This is a genomic window from Pseudomonas sp. 3MAES_34.3B, from assembly GCF_058145875.1.
In genome coordinates, this window is record NZ_CM176960.1 from 143,496 (window position 1) to 163,155 (window position 19,660).

Below are 19,660 nucleotides of genomic sequence, written 5' to 3' on the forward strand. Positions count from 1 at the left end.
GCTACCGCAACAAACTGAACACACCCTTGGCGCCGCGCTTGATCCGCTCCAGCTCGCGGCTGACCGAGAAACCGCCGGCTTCGCGCCGGCGGCGGTTGAGTTGCACGTTCACGGCCTTGGCATATAGCGCTTGCAGCCCCTGCTGCAACTCGGCCAGGCCGAATGCAGGCTGCTGCTGCGGCAACGCCACGCCTACCCAGTCGGGCAGGTCCAGCAGCTGGCTGTTGTAGGCGCCTGCCTCCTGCACCGCACGCGCGGCCTTGCTGCCTTCCTCCAACGCGCTGGCCGCAGGCCAGCTGCCACCCGGCACCAGCCGGTCCGCCTGGGTGAGCACGGCGAGGATCGCCGGCGGTTCGTGGCCAAGGTTTTCAGGGCGGGCGAACCAGGCTTTCAGCTTTTCCCGAAACTGCCGGTCCAGCGCCCGCGCTGGCTGGTTGGCTTTGAGCGTCCAGAGCAGCAGGTCGCATTCCCGTGCTTCCTTGAACACCAGCTTTTCCACAGCCTCGGTGCCATCTAGCCCTGGCAAGTCGATCAAGCGAATGTTGGGCGCGCCTTCGATCATGCACTCATAGACCGCCACGCCATCGGTAGCCGGCAATGCGCTCACCTCGGCATTCAAGCTGCCGGTCAGCGCATTGATCAGGGAAGACTTGCCAGCGCCTACCTGGCCAACCAGCCCGATGCGTACCGGGTCCAGCGGTGGCGCCTTGCGATCTTCGTCGAGGGCTGTCACACGGGCCTGTTGCAGCTGGTCATCCTCCAGGCGGAAATGCCCGCCATACAGGTCGATCGCCGCGCGCAGCACCTCCATCAACAACAGGTATTTCAGGCGGCTTTGCAGCTCATCGCTCAGGCCGCTGAATACCTCGCCGCGGATTTGCGTAAGCGCTTCGGCCACCAGCCCCTGAGGCGAAATCAAACGTGCCGCCCGGTACAGGTTGAACACCTTGCGTGCCAGGGGGCCGTAGCGTTCAACCTGCTCGTTGAGGTTCATCAGCGTGGATATCCGCAGGTGCTCCACGCCTGGCACGTGGGCCTTGAGCACACGGCGATAACGCCGGCTGACCTGCTCCACGATGGCCAGCAACTCCGGTGCGGTGAAAGCCCAGTGAGCGCGAGCAGAGCGTTCGTCATAGCGGGCGGCCACCAGCCGCACCACGGCCAGGCCGGTTTGCGGCAGGGCTTGCCAAGGGAAGTCCGTGGCGACCAGTTCCTTGAGCTCCGGGATCAGCGCCTGCTGCACCTCGCGGTCCTGGGCGCGCCAGTAGTCGGGCGTGCGCGGGGTGGCTTCGAGCGCCTCTTTCACAGCGGGGCCCACCCGCTGGCCGAATCGGCGGCGTGCCAGCAGCAGGCCCAGGCTGCTGAGCAAGGTACACGCCAGCAGCACAAGAATCAGGTGCAGGATGTAGCCGTAGCGCACCACGGCATACAGCCCGAAACCGGCCAGCACCAGCACCGGCAGCACCACCGAAAGCAGGGCATAGGGCATTACCCGGTCTGACAGCCGCGTGAGCGCTGCCAGGCCACTAAAGGTTCTTTTCATTACGTGCCACCGGAAGGATGTGTTCAAAGGCTTGCTTGTACAGGGCCTGCACTTCGGCTGCGGTGATGGGCTCGCCCCGCGACAAACGATAGAAGTACATGCAGGCGGCGCGCCCAAGTGCATAGGTGAACCCGTAACTGGCCACTGCCGCAGAGGCGCCGCCCACGGTCTGGCCTACCACCGGGATCAGCTTCATCAGCTGGCGCAGCCCCAGCCGCGAGGCGTATTGCAAGCCAAAGCCGGTGCCCAATGCTGCGGCGAACTCGGCCAACAGCCGCCGGTTGTAACTCAGGCCGTACCGGTTAGCCAGGCTATGCAGCATCTTGAGCTGCAGGGTGGGCACCGCTACCAACCCTACGGCCGGTAGCGCATCGGCCGCGCCCGCCGCTCCGGCGTACCACATCACTTCTTTCTTGAGGCGCTGGAAGTTGCGTTCTTCCACATCCGCGTGGCCTTGGTCGTCGAACAGCTCGGTGACGATCGGCAGGCGAGCGCCAAGTTTTTCCGTTAGGGCTTGCAGCCCGTACGGCTGGCCGTCCACGCCTAGAAAATCCACGGTTACGCTTTCCACCGGCCCCCAGGCCTGCTCGACCTGGTGCTGGTTGCGAGCGATGCAGCGGTCACGCTCACCCGGGTCGCTGATCTGCTGCACGCCGGTGTGCACCAGCAGTGTTTCGCGGATCTTGCCGGAGCGGCGGATCTGCTTGAGCGCATCCAGCACCTGTGACTGTTCCGGGTCCTCGGCCTTCATCACCACAATCAGGGCGTGGCTGTTTTGTTCAAGGTTGGCCAGGTCGGCTTCGGCGTCGTAATCCGCTTCAGCCAGCCCTCGCGTGTCCATGAAGGCCATTACCGGCGTGTCCGTGGGGTAGGCGTAACGGGCGGAAGTCATGGTGCAGGGCCGAAATCCCGCCCCAACTTCCACCTGGTCAAGGCCCGTGAGGGCGCGCACCAGGGAGGATTTGCCCGCGCCGGTCTTGCCCAGCAGCCAGAGAGTGGGCAGTTGCCCTTCGCTGCGCTCAAAGGCGGTTTCCAGCGCCGGGTTCGCTTCGGGGTTCAGCGTTCGGTAAACGCGGTCGAGCAGGCTCATGGTGGTGGCTTCCGGTCGGGCATGGGGCTTAGGCCCGTTGCGCTGAAGAAAGGTCCTTGGGTGCAGGGTGCGGCACCCTGCCGCAGCGGCGGCGCGGCGAAAATTGACCCAGGTCAACGTGCCCGGGGCAGCGCCGAGCACAATGCCCGCACCCCCAAGAGTATCCGTGATGGCCGCACATTTCGACGTTCTCAAACAGCCTTTGGCCCGGGAAATCGCTGTGATCCTGCTGCTCAAGCTGGTTCTGCTCCTGGGTATCCGGGCCCTGTGGTTCGAGGTACCGGCGCCCATCGCGGGCGATAGCGCAAAAGTCGGCCAGCACCTGCTTGGCTCAGTTCCCGACTCTTCCGAGAAACCTCAACGATGATTACCGAATCGGTTGTCGACCTCTCCCGGCTACAGTTCGCCATGACGGCGCTGTACCACTTTCTGTTCGTGCCGCTCACCTTGGGCATGACGTTCCTGCTGGCGATCATGGAGTCGGTGTACGTCATGACCGGCAAGCAGGTTTACAAGGACATGACCCAGTTCTGGGGCAAGCTCTTCGGTATCAACTTCGCGCTGGGGGTCACCACCGGCCTGACCATGGAGTTCCAGTTCGGTACCAACTGGGCCTATTACAGTCACTACGTGGGCGATATCTTCGGCGCCCCGCTGGCGATCGAAGGCCTGATGGCGTTTTTCCTCGAATCGACCTTCATCGGCTTGTTCTTTTTCGGCTGGGATCGCCTTTCGCGGCGGCAGCATCTGGCGGTGACCTGGCTGGTGGCACTGGGCTCGAACCTGTCGGCGCTGTGGATTCTGATCGCCAACGGCTGGATGCAGAACCCGGTGGGCGCCGCGTTCAACTACGAAACCATGCGCATGGAGCTCACCAGCTTCTCGGCGCTGGTATTCAACCCGGTGGCTCAGGTGAAGTTCGTGCACACGGTGGCCTCCGGGTATGTCACCGGCGCGGTGTTCGTGCTGGCTATTTCCAGCTTCTACTTGCTCAAAGGTCGCGACGTTGCCTTCGCCCGCCGTTCGTTCGCCATCGCTTCAGCGTTCGGCCTGGCCTCCATCCTGTCGGTGATCGTGTTGGGCGACGAGTCCGGTTACGAAATCGGGGACGTGCAAAAGACCAAGCTTGCCGCGATCGAAGCCGAGTGGGAAACCGAGCCGCCGCCGGCGGCGTTCACGCTATTCGGGCTGCCGAACCAGGCCGAGCAACGCACCGACTATGCGGTAAAGATCCCGTACGTAATGGGTATTATCGCGACCCGCTCGGTGGACACACCGGTCACCGGCATCAAGGACCTGGTGGCAGAGCACCAAGGGCGCATTCGCAACGGCATGGCCGCCTACGAACTGCTCGGCAAGCTGCGCGCCGGTGACCGCAGCATCGAAACACGCGAAGCCTTCGACGCCGTAAAGGGCGACCTGGGTTATGGCCTGCTGCTCAAGAAATACACCGACAAGGTAGTGGATGCCAACGACGAACAGATCAACCAAGCGGCCCTGGATTCGATCCCGGGCGTGGCCTCGATCTTCTGGACGTTCCGCCTGATGGTGGTGAGCGGCGTATTGATGCTGGCGCTGTTCATTTGTGCGTTCTGGGCTTCTGCCCAAAAGGCCGAGCATCGCCGCCGGTGGTTGCTCAAATGGGCACTGTTCAGCCTTCCGCTGCCCTGGGTGGCTACGCAAACGGGTTGGTACGTGGCGGAACATGGCCGCCAGCCGTGGTCCATCGGCGAAGTGCTGCCCACGCACCTGTCCGCTTCCACGCTCACTGCCGCTGACGTGTGGGGCTCGCTGCTGGCGCTCGTGGCCTTCTATACCGTGCTGCTGGTGATCGAGATGTACCTGATGATCAAGTTCGCGCGCCTGGGCCCAAGCAGCCTTCACACCGGGCGCTATCACTTCGAGCAGGGGCATTCGCCCGCGCCCGTACCTACCCCGACCGACACGCTGGCTGCTGCCTGAGGAGCCGATCATGTTCGATTACGAAACGCTGAAACTGCTGTGGTGGGTGATCGTTGGCGTGCTGCTGATTGGTTTCGCGATAGCCGATGGCTTCGATCTGGGCGCCATGTTGTTGCTGCCGTTGGTAGGGCGTGATGACCGGGAACGGCGGGTGGTTATCAACGCCATCGCGCCGCACTGGGATGGCAATCAGGTATGGCTGATTACCGCCGGTGGTGCGCTGTTTGCCGCATGGCCGTTGGTGTATTCAGCGGCGTTCTCGGGGTTCTACTGGGCGCTGCTGCTGGTTCTGTTCGCATTGTTTGTACGGCCGGTCGGCTTCGACTACCGCAGCAAGGTGCAGAATACCCGCTGGCGGCAAGGCTGGGACTGGGCGCTATGCGCAGGGGCCGTGGTGCCCTCGCTGGTGTTCGGTATTGCTTTCGGCAATTTGCTGCTGGGCGTGCCGTTCCGCTTCGATGACACGCTGCGAGCCAGCTACCACGGAAGTTTCTGGCAGCTGCTGAGCCCCTTCGGTTTGCTGGCGGGCGTGGTCAGCCTGGCGATGCTCGCCGCCCATGGTGGTAGCTGGCTGATGATCCGCACTGACGGTGTGATCGCAGAACGCGCACGCCGCGCGGTATTAGGCTACGGCGCGCTGTATGTGGTCGCCTTTATTGGCGCAGGCGTGTGGTTGGCGATGGGTTCGATTCATGGGCTGGTGTTGGGCAAAGGGCTCGACCTGGGCGCCGCGCTCAACCCGATGGCCAAGTATGTACAAAGCGGCAACCCTGGCTGGATGGCCAACTACCGGCTGTATCCCTACACCGCAGTCGCGCCCTTACTAGGTGTACTGGGTGCTTGCGTGGCCCTGCTGGCTGCCACCTTGAGGCGAGGGGTCATGGCTTTCCTCGGCACTACGATGGCGATTGTAGGCACCCTATGCACCGCCGGGTTCGCACTGTTCCCCTTCGTGATGCCTTCCAGCATCGACCCCGCTTCAAGCCTTACCGTGTGGGATGCGGTATCCAGCCGCACCACGCTCAGCATCATGACCGTCGCGGCGGGGATCTTCGTGCCGGTGATCCTGATGTACACCCTGTGGTGCTATTGGAAACTCTGGGGGAAGGTCACGCCGGCGCACATCGACCGTAACCCCCACGGCCTTTATTGAGGAGCCTGACCATGTGGTATTTCGCCTGGATGCTTGGCGTGTTGCTCGCCTGCAGCTTTGGAATCATCAATGCCCTGTGGCTGGAGAACGCGGGTTGCCTGGAAGAGGACACACAGGATGACCGCTAGGTCGCTGGTTGCCCACAGCCTGGCGTCCACGCCCAGCCGTGTACTGTCGTTGCTGCTGGCAGTGCCGCTTAGCCTGGTAATGCTCCTGCACCCGCTGGCGTTGCTGGACGCGGATGGCCGCTACAGCCATGGCCTGCTGGCCCTGGCGATGTGGGGTATCAGCGCAGGTTTTGTGCACGGTGTGGGCTTTGATCCACGGGCACTGGTTTGGCGTGGGTTGTTCAGCCCCGTGGTGGCCTGGCCCTTGATGCTGATCGGTTACCTGCTACTCACCTGAATGGCTGCCGGCGCTGCGGTTATTCAGCCGCAGCGCCGGTACAGCGGCAGCGGTCACTGCATATCAATCACCACGCGGCCCTCGATCTTGCCCTGGCGCATCTGCTCGAAAACACTATTGATATTCTCCAGGCGCTCGGTGCTCACCGTCGCCCGTACCTTGCCCTCGCCGGCAAAATCCAGCGCCTCTTGCAGGTCCTGCCGGGTACCCACGATCGAGCCCCTCACCGTGGTGCCATTGAGCACCATGTCGAAGATCGAAAGCGGGAAGTCACCGGGTGGCAGGCCGTTGAGCGCAATGGTGCCGCCACGGCGCGTCATCCCCATGGCCTGCTCGAAGGCCTTTGGCGAGACCGCCGTGACCAATGCGCCATGGGCGCCGCCAATCTGCTCTTTGAGGTAACGCGCAGGGTCCAGCTCACGGGCATTCACGGTCACTTCCGCGCCCAGGCGCCGAGCGAGCTCCAGCTTGCTGTCGTCAATGTCCACAGCCGCTACGTTCATCCCCATGGCCTTGGCGTATTGCACCGCCATATGGCCAAGGCCACCAATGCCTGAAATCACCACCCATTGCCCGGGCTTGGTTTCGGTCATTTTCAGGCCCTTGTACACCGTGACGCCCGCGCACAGCACCGGGGCTATCTCCACAAAGCCGACGTTGTCGGGCAAGCGGCCCACGTAATTGGCATCAGCAAGGGCGTATTCGGCAAAGCCACCGTTCACCGAATAGCCGGTGTTCTGCTGGGTTTCGCACAACGTTTCCCAGCCCCCCAGGCAGTGCTCGCAGTGGCCGCAGGTGGAATACAGCCACGGGACGCCAACGCGGTCCCCCTCTTTCACGTGCTTGACCCCGGCGCCTACCGCCACCACATGGCCGACGCCCTCGTGGCCCGGGATGAAGGGCGGGTTGGGTTTGACCGGCCAGTCCCCTTCGGCGGCATGTAGGTCGGTATGGCATACACCGGATGCGGCGATCTTCACCAGCAACTGCCCCGGGCCCGGCTGGGGCACGGCAACTTCCCGAATGGACAGCGGTTGCCCGAAGGCATGAACGACGGCGGCTTTCATTGTTGTAGTCATGGATCGTTCCTTTGGAAGGGATCTGAAGAACAACGCGCGTCTCGACGCACTGCCTGTCGAGCAAACCCTGAGCCAGCTCCGTGGAAGGCTCTGGCGCGGGCGGTGCGGAGGCAAGGGCTATGATCGCTGTGCCAACGCCGCCACGCCTCGCCGCCACACTGTGCCGTTGTTGACACATCCTGTTATTGATCCAGGGCAGTAATTGCCCCGAATCGATACGCCGTTCGTGCCTTCCGGTCGCTTTCATGGAAAGCTGTGCGGCTTAACGCAAGGAGCAGCTTTTCCCATGAGCAAAACCCTACCTATCGCCGTTGGCGCCCTGATCATCGTCGCCGCAGGCACCACCGGCGTGGCGTGGTACACCGGTACGCAAGTCGAGCCTTTGCTGCGCCAGCAGGTGGTCGATGGCAACAAGCAGCTCGAAGAGGCGCTGGCGGGCTATGGCGCCACAGGCACCCTCGAGATGACGAGTTTCGAGCGCAGGCTGTTCACCAGTACCGCCCACTACGTGATGACCGTGCAAAGCCCCGGCTTCAACGGCGGGCAGCCTTTGCAGGTCGATTCCGTTGCAGACATCGAGCATGGCCCGTTCCCATGGTCCCGTGTGAAGCAGCTCAAGTTGCTGCCGGTGATGGTTGCAATGAATGTACGGGTGCAGGGAAGCGACGGCCTGGCTCAACTGTTCGGCACGCCGCAGGGCGAGTCCCCGGTCCAGGCACACGCCGCCATCAGCTATAGCCGTAACCTGGAAAGCCAGGTCAGCATACTGCCCGGCCAATGGCAGGGGCCGCAGGGCACGTTCAAGTTTTCCGGTATGCAAGGGGTGCAGCGCGGCAGCCTCGATGCGAAGAAGCTGGTGGTAGACGTTCAAACGGACAGCCTCGAATTCACCGCAAGCGACCCTGCGCGGCCGATGACCCTGTTGGTGCAAGGCTTCAAATTCCACACCGGCGGTATCAAGGGGGCCTCGGACTTCTATCTGGGCAACAGTTCGCTGCGCATCGACAGCATGGCTGCTACCGCGCCCGGCAAACCACTGTTCAAGGTGAACAACCTCACCGCCGAGGGCTCGCTCGAAGAGCTGAGCGGCAAGCTCAAAGGCTCCGGAGACTACCGCTTCGAGGCCGTGAGCATTGGCGACAAGCCCATCGGCAGCGGGCAGATGCGCTGGGTGTTCGATAACCTGGACATCGAAGCCAGCCGCAACCTTACGCATTTCTATCAGTACGTGGTCGCCCCCCAGGCAGCGGCGGCGTCCCAGGCGCAAGTGCCGCTGCGGCTGCAACTGACGCCAACGCAGCAGGCGGAACTGCAAACCAACCTCGAAAAACTCCTCGATGGCCAGCCTCATGTGGAACTGCAACCGCTGGGGCTGAAAACCGCCACGGGTGAGAGCCATCTGAACGTTTCCCTCGACCTCGCGCGCCCCGCCAACCTCGACCTGCCCGCTGAGTTACTGGCGCAACAAATGGTCTCCAAGGTCGACGCGCAGCTGTCCGTGGCCAAAGGCACCATCCGCGACCTGGTGACCGTTCAGGGCCAACTGGGCGGCCTGACAGACCCTGTGGCCCTGAAGCAGAACGCCGACGGCGCCGCCAACCTCGCTTCCACCATGGCCACGCTGCAAGGGCTGGCGAAGCTTGAAGGCGAAAACATCGTCTCGTCCCTGCACTACGAGGCCGGGAACGTGGACTTCAATGGGCAGAAGATGACAGTCGAGCAGTTCGCACAGTTTTTGATGGGGGCGGTTGGGCGGCAGTGAGGGGGTAGAGGATAAAAAGGGCCTGGGTTTTGTCTGGGCTCTTTTGGAGGCAATGGCGTCGCGCGACTCCTCTCGCCGCATGGAACGACGCGTTTCGGCTTGTTTCTCCTAGAAGGCGACTTGGTCCCTACTTGGTCCCGACTTGATCCCTACTTAGTCCCGAGAGCGTCCCGCTCTCAACGGGTTGCTGAATTAGTGAACACGCTTCTATCAGAGCGCGAACCCCGAACACAAAAAAGGCCCAGGTTTTCACCTGAGCCTTTTTAAGAAGATGGCGCACTCGACGGGATTCGAACCCATGACCCCTGCCTTCGGAGGGCAGTACTCTATCCAGCTGAGCTACGAGTGCAACGCGGGCGCCATGATACCCATGTCAGCGGTGCCCGTCTATGCTGACGAGCTACGTATCGTTTCGTGGTGTGTAAGCGCTGCCGGTTAAAGAGAAAGCTACTCACCTGTGCCCGCGCATGTTCTTTTTTTCGAACAGCTATTGTCCTTTTACGCCCCAGATCCTACGATGCGTTTGAGATTTCAAACGCCCATACCTCGGGTAACCTCCGTCCACTTCGGGTTTCGCCAAGGTGAAACCAGCCAAGGGAGCCGACATGCAGCTTAAAGACGCCCAACTGTTCCGCCAACAGGCCTATGTAGATGGTGCCTGGGCGGACGCCGACAGCGGCCAGACCCTCAAGGTCAACAACCCGGCTACGGGTGAGATCCTCGGCAGCGTGCCGAAGATGGGCAAGGCCGAAACCCGCCGCGCCATCGAGGCGGCTGACCGTGCGCTGCCGGCGTGGCGTGCCCTGACAGCCAAGGAGCGTGCGGCGAAGCTGCGCCGCTGGTACGAGCTGATGCTTGAAAACCAGGATGACCTGGGCCGCCTGATGACCCTCGAGCAGGGCAAGCCGCTGGCCGAAGCCAAGGGCGAGATCGCCTATGCCGCTTCCTTCCTGGAGTGGTTCGCTGAAGAAGCCAAGCGTGTGTATGGCGACGTGATCCCTGGCCACCAGCCAGACAAGCGCCTGATCGTGCTCAAGCAGCCGATTGGCGTAACCGCTGCCATCACCCCGTGGAACTTCCCGGCGGCGATGATCACCCGTAAAGCCGGCCCTGCCTTGGCTGCTGGCTGCACCATGGTGCTCAAGCCTGCGTCGCAAACCCCTTACTCGGCGCTGGCCCTGGCCGAGCTGGCTGAGCGCGCCGGCATTCCGAAAGGCGTGTTCAACGTGGTCACCGGCAGCGCTGGCGAAGTAGGCAGCGAGCTGACCAGCAACCCGATCGTGCGCAAACTGTCGTTCACCGGCTCCACCGACATCGGCCGCCAGCTGATGGCCGAGTGCGCCGCTGACATCAAGAAGGTGTCCCTGGAGCTGGGCGGCAACGCGCCCTTCATCGTGTTCGACGACGCTGACCTGGATAAGGCAGTAGAAGGCGCGATGATTTCCAAGTATCGCAACAACGGCCAGACCTGCGTGTGCGCCAACCGCATCTATGTACAGGACGCCGTTTACGACGCCTTTGCCGAGAAGCTAAAGGCCGCAGTCGCCAAGCTGAAGATCGGTAACGGCTTGGAAGAGGGCACCACCACTGGCCCGATGATCGACGAGAAAGCCGTTGCCAAGGTCAAGGAACACATCGCCGACGCGCTGAGCAAAGGTGCCACTGTGCTTACTGGCGGCAATCAGATGGAAGGCAACTTCTTCGAACCCACCGTGCTGCTGAACGTACCGGCTACCGCTGCTGTGGCGAAGGAAGAGACCTTCGGCCCGCTGGCGCCGCTGTTCCGCTTCAAGGACGAGGCCGAAGTGATTGCGGCGGCCAACGACACCGAGTTTGGCCTGGCTTCGTACTTCTATGCCCGCGACCTGAGCCGTGTGTTCCGAGTCGCCGAAGCCCTGGAGTACGGCATGGTGGGTATCAACACCGGCCTTATCTCCAACGAAGTGGCGCCGTTCGGTGGCGTGAAAGCCTCGGGCCTGGGCCGCGAAGGTTCCAAGTACGGCATCGAAGATTACCTGGAAATCAAATACCTCTGCCTGAGCGTATAACGCCGGCAGCCACAACTGGGCACTGAGTACCGCTGGGCAGTCGATCATCGCATGCTGCCCAGGCTTGTCGCAGTGCCATCCTGATCAGCGCCGCCGATGAGCGGCGATTGAGGAGCTTTCATGAGCAAGACCAACGAATCCCTGATGCAGCGCCGCATGGCTGCTGTTCCCCGCGGCGTAGGGCAGATCCACCCGATCTTTGCCGATCACGCGAAAAACTCCACCGTTACCGACGTTGAAGGTCGCGAATTCATCGACTTCGCCGGCGGCATCGCGGTACTGAACACCGGCCACTTGCACCCGAAAATCATCGCGGCGGTCGAGGCTCAGCTGCACAAACTGACCCACACCTGCTTCCAGGTGCTGGCCTACGAGCCCTACGTTGAGCTGTGCGAAAAAATCAACGCCAAGGTGCCAGGTGATTTCGCCAAGAAAACCTTGCTGGTGACCACCGGCTCCGAAGCCGTTGAAAACGCCGTGAAGATTGCCCGTGCCGCCACCGGCCGCGCTGGCGTGATCGCCTTCACCGGCGGCTACCACGGCCGCACCATGATGACCCTGGGCCTGACCGGCAAGGTTGTGCCGTACTCTGCCGGCATGGGCCTGATGCCAGGCGGCATCTTCCGCGCGCTGTTCCCGTGCGAGCTGCACGGCGTGAGCGTTGACGATTCCATCGCCAGCATCGAGCGTATCTTCAAGAACGACGCCGAGCCACGTGATATCGCCGCGATCATCATCGAGCCGGTCCAGGGCGAAGGCGGCTTCTATGTAGCGCCGAAAGACTTCATGAAGCGCCTGCGTGCGCTGTGTGACCAGCACGGCATTCTGCTGATCGCCGATGAAGTACAAACCGGCGCCGGCCGTACCGGTACCTTCTTCGCCATGGAACAGATGGGTGTAACCCCAGACCTGACCACCTTCGCCAAGTCCATCGCCGGTGGTTTCCCCCTGGCCGGCGTTTGCGGCAAGGCCGAAATTATGGACGCCATTGCTCCAGGCGGCCTGGGTGGTACCTATGCCGGTAGCCCGCTGGGCTGCGCCGCTGCCCTGGCGGTAATGGAGGTGTTCGAGGAAGAGAAGCTGCTGCAGCGCTGCCAGGACGTTGCCGAGCACCTGACGTCGCGCCTGCGCGCCATTCAGGCCAAGTACCCGGTAATCGGCGATGTGCGCGGCCTGGGTGCGATGATCGCCGTGGAGCTGTTCGAAGGCGGCGATAGCCATAAGCCAAACGCTGCCGCAGTGGCCCAGGTTGTGGCCAAGGCGCGTGAAAAAGGCCTGATCCTGTTGTCGTGTGGCACCTACGGCAACGTGCTGCGGATTCTCGTGCCGCTGACCGCGCCGGACGAGCAACTGGAGAAGGGCTTGGCCATTCTCGAAGAGTGCTTCGCCGAGCTGTAAGGCAAGCCTCGCTCGTACTGTGAAGAACCCGCCAAAAGGCGGGTTTTTTACTTGGAGAACCGAGGATAGACGCCTATAAATCTCTAGTGGCCGGGTACCGCAGTACCGCCCATTGGAGAGATGTTCGATGACTGGACCATCAAATGCCGTGCCCCGGGTGCTGATCGCCGAGGCAGACCCCTGGAGCCGTGACCTGCTCATGCAACTGCTGCTCAGCGTACGTTGCGACGCGAGGGTAGAGGTGTATGAAGACGGCAAGCAGGCGATGCGGGCGCTGGTCACCCCGCCAGACCTCATCATCGCCAGCCGCGAGCTGCCGGGCACCGACGGCCTGGAGCTCTTGCGCCACGTACGTCGCGGCAACAAAAACGCGCCTGGCTTGCCCTTTCCTGCTCAGTAGCCGCGGTGACAGCACCAGCGTGCGAGAGGCAGTGCCGCTGGCCCCGACCGCCTACCTCACCAAGCCGGTAAATTTCGAAGCCCTGCGCGAGCGCTTGAGTGCGCTGCTGCTGGATGAAGATGAGCAGGTTATTTGCGAAGTCCCGCCCGTATTACCAGGGCTCAAGTTGGACAGCTTTCTTGAAATGCGCCGCGAGGCCTCGGATGGCGCACCGGTGATGAACGAGGTCCATGATGCTGTTGTGCGTAGCCTCAAGGCACGAACGCTAAACCTCCGTGTGCTCGAAGAGGATATCCGCACCGACCCGCAGATCACCGCCGTACTGCTGGCCGCGGCCAACACTGCCGCGCGCCATCGTGAAGGCCCGGTTACCACGTTGATGCAAGCGCTGACGAGATTGGGCGCCACCCAAAGCATGAACCTCATTCTGGGGCTCGCGCTCAAGCGCACCGCAAGGTTGGACGACCCACAGCTGACCGATCACGCCCAGCTGTTCTGGCAGCGCTCCCTGGCCACGGCGGAGCTGGCGCGCACATTGGCTCGCCAACAGGGTATCGACCAGGAGATTTGCTATTGCGCCGGCCTGTTGCATCGGTTGGGTGAGCTGGCCTTATTGCGCACGCTCCACGAATGGAAGCTGGCCGGCGGCAAGCTGGAAGCAGGGCAGGTTGAAAGTGTTATCCAACGGTTCGGCGCGAACTTTGGCTCGGCATTGCGCGCCCGCTGGCGCCTGCCGCTTGACCTGCGCGAGCTTATTGCTTCGGTCTACGCATTGATGGGGGTATACGGCAAGCCGGCGCTGGTGATGAACCTCTCAGGCCAGCTGGTGAACCTGGCTGCAGAGGATGACATCAAGCCTGTAGCGGAGAGCAAAGCAGCGCGCCTGCTTGGCATGGATGCCGCAAGCCTTTCGGCATTACGCAAGCACGGCTGAGCATAAAGCTCAGGACATGATGATCTGGTTCTTGCCCTGCCGCTTGGCCTGGTACATGGCCGCGTCCGCGCGTGAGTAGAGGTTGTCCAGCGCCTCGTCGTCGGCCTTAAGGTTAGTCAGCCCCTGGCTCACGGTTACACCGTAGGTTTTCCCGTTCTGGCTGAAGCTCAATCGCTGCACTTCGCGTTGCAGCCGTTCGGCGATCTGCCGCGCCATATCGGGCGCGCAGCCGGGGAAGACCGCGGCAAACTCTTCGCCGCCGATACGCCCGAACAAATCACCCCGCCGCAGCGCGGCCTTCCCGCTTTCCGCAATGCGCTGCAGCACCGAGTCGCCATCCTGATGACCGTAGGTATCGTTGATCATCTTGAAGTCATCGATATCCAGCAAAAGGAATGCCATGGGCGTGTCATTGAGCCGGGACTGCTCGAACTCGCGGTGGGCGCACTCGAAGAAGTGGCGCCGGTTGCTGCTCTGCGTAAGCACGTCGGTGGTGGCAAGGCGCTGAAGCTCTCCTTCCAGATGCTTCTTTTCGGTAATGTCCTCGGCGATGCCAACCACGATCACCCGCTGGCCCGATTCCGGGCGATGGCTGATGAAGCATTTGTCGCTAAGCCATCGGATCTGGCCGTCCGCGCGGATAATCCGATACTCCCGGTCCTCGATCGAGCCTTTTTCCAGCACTTCAGCCAGGCTGCGCTCGGCATAATCCAGGTCGTCGGGATAAATGCTGTCTCGCCATTCGTTGTAATCGGCCAGCAACAAGCCGGCGGAGCGGCCGAAGATCCGCTCATACGCCGGGCTTACATAGATCATCTGCTGGGTTTCCCAGTCGAACGCCCAGAGTACGGCGTTCACGCTCACCAGCAAGGCACTGAAGAGTTCTTCCCGTTCCTTCAGCCGCGCGACTTCACCTTGGGCATGCATCAGTGCAAGCAGGGTTTCGGCCGCTTCAGGGATTTGCTCAAGGGATGTGGACGGAGCTTGTGTGTTGGCCATCATCACGGCTTCTTTCGGAACACGGCGAGGGGTGGCCCACCGACAGTGGCCACGATAGGGCCCGCTGAACCAGCGAGTATCTGCCTAAGATGCAAAACAGTGCTTGAAGTTCCCTGCCTGCGGGCCCTGCTACAAGGCTCGCAGGCATTTGCTTCAGGCAGCAGCGGGCCTGAGGGAATAGGTTTTCAAACTGTCGGCAAAATCACGCAGGGACTGGATGCCGCTTGCCTCGGCCTCGTGTACCCATTCTTTCATGGCCGCCAGCATGTCGTGGCCATTCGCGCTGGTACGGGTCCAGATGTGCTGTAGCGCCAGCCTTTTTTCATAAATGACCTTCAAGGCCTGGCTGGTTTCAAGCATGCGGTTGATGCGGTCATGGTGGCGTTCATTGAGCAGGCTTGGCTCCCGTGAAAGCAACCGCTTCGCGCGCCGCAGGCGATAGCGCAGCGAATGGTCCACCCGGGCAAGTTCCTGCTTCACCAGCGGGCCGATAACATGCTTGCGGTACTGGGCCATGATCTGGAAGCGGTTGTTAAGGATCGCCATGGCGGTGTCCATGTCCATGGAGCCCTTGCCGGGAATCCGATGAGCGACCGGTGCGACCCGGTTGACGCGTGCCAGGCGTAGCGCGGTGAACACCCGAATCCATAGCCAGCCCATGTCGAATTCCCATTTGCGCACGGACAGCTTTGCCGAGTTGGGATAGGTGTGGTGATTGTTATGCAGCTCCTCACCGCCAATGATGATGCCCCAGGGCACCAGGTTGGTGGCGGCATCGCGGCATTCGAAGTTGCGATAGCCCACTGCATGGCCAAGGCCATTGACCACGCCTGCGGCCCAGAAAGGTATCCACACCATCTGCACGGCCCATACGGTAATGCCGATAACCCCGAACAGCGCCAGGTCGATCACCGCCATCAACGCGATACCGCCCATGGTGAAGCGACTGTAGAGGTTGCGCTCGATCCAGTCGTCCGGACAGTTCTTGCCGTAGATGCGCAAGGTTTCCGGGTTATTGGCCTCTGCTCGATACAACTCCGCCCCGGTGCGAAGAACCGTTCCAAGGCCTTTGACCACGGGGCTGTGGGGGTCTTCGGTGGTTTCGCACTTGGCGTGATGCTTGCGATGGATAGCGGTCCATTCGCGGGTGTTCTGGCCCGTAGTGAGCCATAGCCAGAAACGGAAGAAATGCTTGAGCCCGCTGTTCAGTTCCAGCGAACGATGCGCTGAATACCGGTGCAGGTACACCGTTACGCCAACGACGGTGATGTGAGTCATCAGCAGCGTTGCGGCGACTACCTGCCAGGCGGTCAAGTCCAGGAAACCGTTGTACCACATAGGCAAGAAGGCCTCGGTTGAAGTAATGGATAGCTGCGAAGAATCTATCGGTAAACAGGGTTGATCGACCAGTCGGTGTTTTTGATGGTTAGGGGGCTCAGGCAGGGGCATGAGCGCGGGCAACATGGGCGCATTCCCAAGGGAGGCAAAGGCGTCAACGCTGCATGCCACAGCGCGCGCCGCTTGCGGCAGGCGATGCCAGGTGCTGGTAACCGCGAACCACTCCCTAAATGGAGCAAGGTTTTCGATACATTGGCTGGCTTGAATGAGCTGTAGTTTAGTAAGTAGATGTTTCGCAAGATGCGAAAGTCGACCCTGCGCTCTCTATATTCGATCCGAGTCTATAAAAGTGCCCAAATATTATTTCTGAGAATAAACCGTCGCTCTTATAGTAAGCCCAAGCCAGGTACCGCACCCGGCAACCTTTCACAGGAGCTGAACCATGAGCGCACCACTGCGTAGTGTCGACGGGCAGGATGAAACCGCGATCCTTCGAGAAATCCAGAGCGCATTGCGTGACCTGCGTTTCGGCGCGGTGGAGATCACCGTGCACAACGCTCAGGTTGTGCAGATCGAGCGCAAGGAAAAATTCCGACTGCAGCAGTCGGCGTCCAAGCCGAACTGAGGCGTTTCCGAGTTTGACCGACCGGGCGACCGGAGGCCGCAGCAGCACCTCGCCGCTTGTTGCCCAGGCACGAGCGAGCAGCGCCAGCGCGCCATAAGAATACCAACACAGAAAAAAGCCGCCATCAGGAGCACCACCATGTCCACCCGCCGTTATGCGCTGGCTGCCATTGCCGCCGCGTTGTTCGCTGGTTCCGCTGTTGCGAAGGATTACGAGTTGTTGAACGTTTCCTACGACCCTACGCGCGAGCTGTATCAGGAATACAACACTGAGTTCGCGAGCTACTGGAAGCAGCAGCACCCTGATGACACGGTGAAGATCCAGCAGTCCCATGGTGGCTCGGGCAAGCAGGGGCGCTCGGTCATCGACGGCTTGCGCGCCGACGTGGTAACCCTGGCGCTGGCAGGCGACATCGATGAAATCGCCAACCTTGGCAAGTTGCTCCCCACCGATTGGCAAAAGCGCCTTCCCGAGGCGAGCACGCCCTACACCTCGACCATCGTTTTCCTGGTGCGCAAGGGTAATCCCAAAGGCATCAAGGACTGGGGCGACCTGGTGAAGGACGGCGTATCGGTGATCACGCCAAACCCTAAAACCTCCGGCGGCGCGCGCTGGAACTTCCTGGCAGCCTATGCCTATGGCCTCAAAGCCAACAACGGCGACGAAACGAAGGCCAAGGCCTACGTCAAAGAACTGTTCCAGCACGTACCGGTGCTGGATACCGGTGCCCGCGGTTCGACCATCACCTTCGTGAACAACGGTCAGGGTGACGTGCTGTTGGCGTGGGAGAACGAAGCCCACCTGGCGCTGAAAGAAGACGGTGGCGCCGACAAGTTCGACATCGTGGTGCCTTCGTTGTCGATCCTGGCCGAGCCTCCGGTTGCGGTAGTAGACAAGAATGCCGAGAAAAAAGGCACTACCGGTATTGCCACGGCTTACCTGGAACACCTGTACAGCCCAGCTGGCCAGGAAATCGCCGCGAAGAACTTCTACCGCCCGCGTAATGCGGAGGTAGCGAAGAAGTACAAGGCCAGCTTCCCTGAATTGAACCTGGTCACTATCGACAAAGACTTCGGCGGCTGGAAAACTGCCCAACCGAAGTTCTTCAACGATGGCGGGGTCTTTGACCAGATTTACCAGGCCCAGTAACGCTTCAGGTATTGGTAACAACGAGCCCGGGTACCCACCCGGGCTTGGTTCGTTTAAACAAGGACTTCTATGTCGCGCCGTATATCCCCCGTCATACCCGGCTTCGGGCTGACGCTGGGCTACACCCTGGTGTACCTCAGCCTGATCGTGCTGATACCCCTCGCAGCCATGTTCGTCAACGCCGCCCAGCTGAGCCTGGAGCAACTCTGGGCCATTGTGACTGCCCCTCGGGTGCTGGCGGCGCTCAAGCTGAGCTTCGGTACCGCGCTCTATGCCGCCGTGCTCAACGGCGTGATCGGTACCTTGCTGGCCTGGGTGCTGGTGCGCTACAGCTTCCCGGGCCGGCGTATCATCGACGCCATGATCGACCTGCCCTTCGCGTTGCCCACCGCCGTGGCCGGTATTGCACTCACGGCGCTGTATGCACCGGCGGGGCTGGTTGGGCAATTTGCTACGGACCTGGGCTTCAAGATTGCCTACACCCCGCTCGGGATCACCCTTGCGCTTACTTTCGTGACGCTGCCGTTCGTGGTTCGCACGGTGCAGCCGGTACTGGCCGATATCCCGCGCGAAGTGGAAGAGGCCGCGGCCTGCCTCGGTGCCCGCCCGTGGCAGGTATTCCGCCATATCCTCGCGCCTGCCTTGTTGCCCGCGTGGCTTACCGGGTTTGCCTTGGCCTTTGCCCGGGGTGTGGGCGAATACGGCTCGGTGATCTTCATTGCAGGCAACATGCCGATGAAAACCGAAATCCTGCCGCTGCTGATCATGGTCAAGCTGGACCAGTACGACTACACCGGAGCAACCGCTATCGGCGTATTGATGCTGGTGGTGTCCTTCATCCTGTTGCTGCTGATCAACCTGCTACAGCGCCGTATCGAAACCCCTTGAAGGAAGGCCTCTATGTCCAGTTCGACCGTTTCGGCCGCGCAGGCGGCCAATGCTGCCCGGCGTGGCAGCCCCATCGCCAGGCGCGTGCTTATCACTTTGGCGTGGATAATCTTCGCGCTCTTTCTGCTGCTGCCGCTGTTCATCGTGGTGTCTCAGGCGCTGAAGTCCGGCCTGGGTACGTTCTTCACGGCCATTCTCGAGCCCGATGCGCTGAGTGCATTGAAGCTCACCGTATTGGCGGTGGTGATCTCCGTGCCGCTGAACCTGGTGTTTGGCGTGAGTGCCGCCTGGTGCGCCAGCAAGTATGAATTCCGCGGTAAAAGCCTGCTGGTGACGCTGATCGACCTGCCGTTTTCGGTGTCGCCGGTCATCGCCGGGTTGGTGTATGTGCTCATGTTCGGCGCCCGCGGCCTGTTCGGCCCATGGCTGTCAGACCACGATATCCAGATCGTCTTTGCCCTGCCAGGTATCGTGTTGGCGACCATTTTCGTGACTGTGCCCTTCGTGGCCCGCGAGCTGATTCCGTTGATGCAGGAGCAGGGTACTCAGGAAGAGGAGGCCGCCCGGCTGCTGGGCGCCAATGGGTGGCAGATGTTCTGGCACGTCACCCTGCCTAATATCAAATGGGGCCTTACCTACGGCGTGGTGCTGTGTACCGCTCGAGCCATGGGCGAGTTCGGCGCGGTATCCGTTGTGTCCGGGCACATTCGTGGCGTGACCAATACCTTGCCGCTGCACGTGGAAATTCTCTACAACGAGTACAACCACGTAGCTGCCTTCAGCGTAGCCAGTTTGCTGCTGGCCCTTGCCCTGTTCATTCTGCTGCTCAAGCAGTGGAGCGAAAGCCGCCTTGACCGCTTGCGCCATAGCGCCGCGGAGGAATAATT

At 61.6% G+C, this 19,660-nt stretch carries 17 protein-coding genes, 1 tRNA gene and 1 pseudogene; 13 read left to right on the forward strand and 6 right to left on the reverse strand.

Annotated elements, in window-relative coordinates; translation table 11 throughout:
• Position 1: 1 nt before the first annotated feature.
• Positions 2–1,543 (reverse strand): GTPase family protein, encoded by a 1,542-nt coding sequence (locus tag AC3Z8Y_RS00615; protein WP_490088020.1) that lies wholly within the window; start codon positions 1,541–1,543, stop codon positions 2–4.
• Complete coding sequence (locus tag AC3Z8Y_RS00620) at positions 1,527–2,633, reverse strand: YcjF family protein (protein ID WP_490088021.1); 1,107 nt, start codon at positions 2,631–2,633, stop codon at positions 1,527–1,529. Before AC3Z8Y_RS00620 ends, AC3Z8Y_RS00615 begins: the two co-directional genes overlap by 17 nt.
• A 169-nt stretch (positions 2,634–2,802) precedes the next feature.
• Here AC3Z8Y_RS00620 and cydP point away from each other — a divergent pair, with 169 nt between their 5' ends.
• From cydP to AC3Z8Y_RS00645, 5 genes are read left to right on the forward strand one after another with little or no spacing between them, the layout of a single operon-like run.
• Positions 2,803–3,000 (forward strand): cytochrome oxidase putative small subunit CydP, encoded by a 198-nt coding sequence (gene cydP, locus AC3Z8Y_RS00625; RefSeq protein ID WP_181119141.1) that lies wholly within the window; start codon positions 2,803–2,805, stop codon positions 2,998–3,000.
• The gene (locus AC3Z8Y_RS00630) at positions 2,997–4,595 is read left to right on the forward strand and encodes a cytochrome ubiquinol oxidase subunit I (protein ID WP_490088022.1); all 1,599 of its coding nucleotides are present in this window, start codon (positions 2,997–2,999) and stop codon (positions 4,593–4,595) included. The genes cydP and AC3Z8Y_RS00630 overlap by 4 nt, the downstream gene beginning before the upstream one ends.
• Before the next feature lie 10 nt (positions 4,596–4,605).
• Positions 4,606–5,748 (forward strand): cytochrome d ubiquinol oxidase subunit II, encoded by a 1,143-nt coding sequence (cydB, locus tag AC3Z8Y_RS00635; RefSeq protein ID WP_490088023.1) that lies wholly within the window; start codon positions 4,606–4,608, stop codon positions 5,746–5,748.
• 11 nt (positions 5,749–5,759) lie between these two features.
• The gene (cydX, locus tag AC3Z8Y_RS00640) at positions 5,760–5,876 is read left to right on the forward strand and encodes a cytochrome bd-I oxidase subunit CydX (protein WP_490088024.1); all 117 of its coding nucleotides are present in this window, start codon (positions 5,760–5,762) and stop codon (positions 5,874–5,876) included.
• Complete coding sequence (locus tag AC3Z8Y_RS00645; protein ID WP_490088025.1) at positions 5,866–6,153, forward strand: cyd operon YbgE family protein; 288 nt, start codon at positions 5,866–5,868, stop codon at positions 6,151–6,153. Before cydX ends, AC3Z8Y_RS00645 begins: the two co-directional genes overlap by 11 nt.
• Before the next feature lie 53 nt (positions 6,154–6,206).
• Here AC3Z8Y_RS00645 and adhP read toward each other — a convergent pair whose 3' ends face one another.
• Entirely contained in the window at positions 6,207–7,232 is a 1,026-nt protein-coding gene (gene adhP / locus AC3Z8Y_RS00650) for an alcohol dehydrogenase AdhP (protein ID WP_490088026.1), read from the reverse strand.
• 286 nt (positions 7,233–7,518) lie between these two features.
• Between adhP and AC3Z8Y_RS00655 the strand changes: the two genes are divergently transcribed.
• Positions 7,519–8,994, forward strand: coding sequence for a YdgA family protein (locus AC3Z8Y_RS00655; protein ID WP_490088027.1), 1,476 nt, complete (start codon positions 7,519–7,521; stop codon positions 8,992–8,994).
• 272 nt (positions 8,995–9,266) lie between these two features.
• Here AC3Z8Y_RS00655 and AC3Z8Y_RS00660 read toward each other — a convergent pair.
• Positions 9,267–9,343 (reverse strand) — tRNA-Arg (locus AC3Z8Y_RS00660).
• Positions 9,344–9,599: 256 nt separating this feature from the next.
• On the opposite strand from AC3Z8Y_RS00660, the gene gabD reads away from it, so the two are divergent.
• The 3 genes and pseudogenes from gabD (at position 9,600) to AC3Z8Y_RS00675 (ending at position 13,774) form a co-directional block, all read left to right on the forward strand.
• Positions 9,600–11,042: an NADP-dependent succinate-semialdehyde dehydrogenase gene (gabD, locus tag AC3Z8Y_RS00665; protein ID WP_490088028.1), complete on the forward strand. Its 1,443-nt coding sequence runs from the start codon at positions 9,600–9,602 to the stop codon at positions 11,040–11,042.
• Positions 11,043–11,162: 120 nt separating this feature from the next.
• Positions 11,163–12,440, forward strand: coding sequence for a 4-aminobutyrate--2-oxoglutarate transaminase (gene gabT, locus AC3Z8Y_RS00670; protein ID WP_490088029.1), 1,278 nt, complete (start codon positions 11,163–11,165; stop codon positions 12,438–12,440).
• A 127-nt stretch (positions 12,441–12,567) separates the two neighbouring features.
• Positions 12,568–13,774, forward strand: a pseudogene (locus AC3Z8Y_RS00675) (HDOD domain-containing protein).
• Positions 13,775–13,783: 9 nt separating this feature from the next.
• Here the strand turns inward: AC3Z8Y_RS00675 and AC3Z8Y_RS00680 are convergent.
• Together AC3Z8Y_RS00680 and desA are read right to left on the reverse strand one after the other, a co-directional pair.
• Positions 13,784–14,776 carry a GGDEF domain-containing protein gene (locus AC3Z8Y_RS00680; RefSeq protein WP_490088030.1) on the reverse strand — a complete coding sequence of 331 codons (993 nt, stop codon included), beginning with the start codon at positions 14,774–14,776 and terminating at the stop codon, positions 13,784–13,786.
• A gap of 150 nt (positions 14,777–14,926) precedes the next feature.
• On the reverse strand, positions 14,927–16,111 hold the full coding sequence (gene desA, locus AC3Z8Y_RS00685; protein ID WP_490089908.1) for a delta-9 fatty acid desaturase DesA: 1,185 nt from the start codon (positions 16,109–16,111) through the stop codon (positions 14,927–14,929).
• Between the two features lie 442 nt (positions 16,112–16,553).
• Here desA and oscA point away from each other — a divergent pair, with 442 nt between their 5' ends.
• The 4 genes from oscA (at position 16,554) to cysW (ending at position 19,658) form a co-directional block, all read left to right on the forward strand.
• Entirely contained in the window at positions 16,554–16,736 is a 183-nt protein-coding gene (oscA, locus tag AC3Z8Y_RS00690; RefSeq protein WP_181113917.1) for a sulfur starvation response protein OscA, read from the forward strand.
• A 138-nt stretch (positions 16,737–16,874) separates the two neighbouring features.
• Positions 16,875–17,885: a sulfate ABC transporter substrate-binding protein gene (locus tag AC3Z8Y_RS00695; protein WP_490088031.1), complete on the forward strand. Its 1,011-nt coding sequence runs from the start codon at positions 16,875–16,877 to the stop codon at positions 17,883–17,885.
• Positions 17,886–17,954: 69 nt separating this feature from the next.
• The gene (gene cysT, locus AC3Z8Y_RS00700) at positions 17,955–18,773 is read left to right on the forward strand and encodes a sulfate ABC transporter permease subunit CysT (RefSeq protein ID WP_490088032.1); all 819 of its coding nucleotides are present in this window, start codon (positions 17,955–17,957) and stop codon (positions 18,771–18,773) included.
• A gap of 12 nt (positions 18,774–18,785) precedes the next feature.
• Positions 18,786–19,658, forward strand: a complete 873-nt coding sequence (cysW, locus tag AC3Z8Y_RS00705) for a sulfate ABC transporter permease subunit CysW (protein WP_490088033.1) — start codon at positions 18,786–18,788, stop codon at positions 19,656–19,658.
• Positions 19,659–19,660 lie beyond the last annotated feature (2 nt).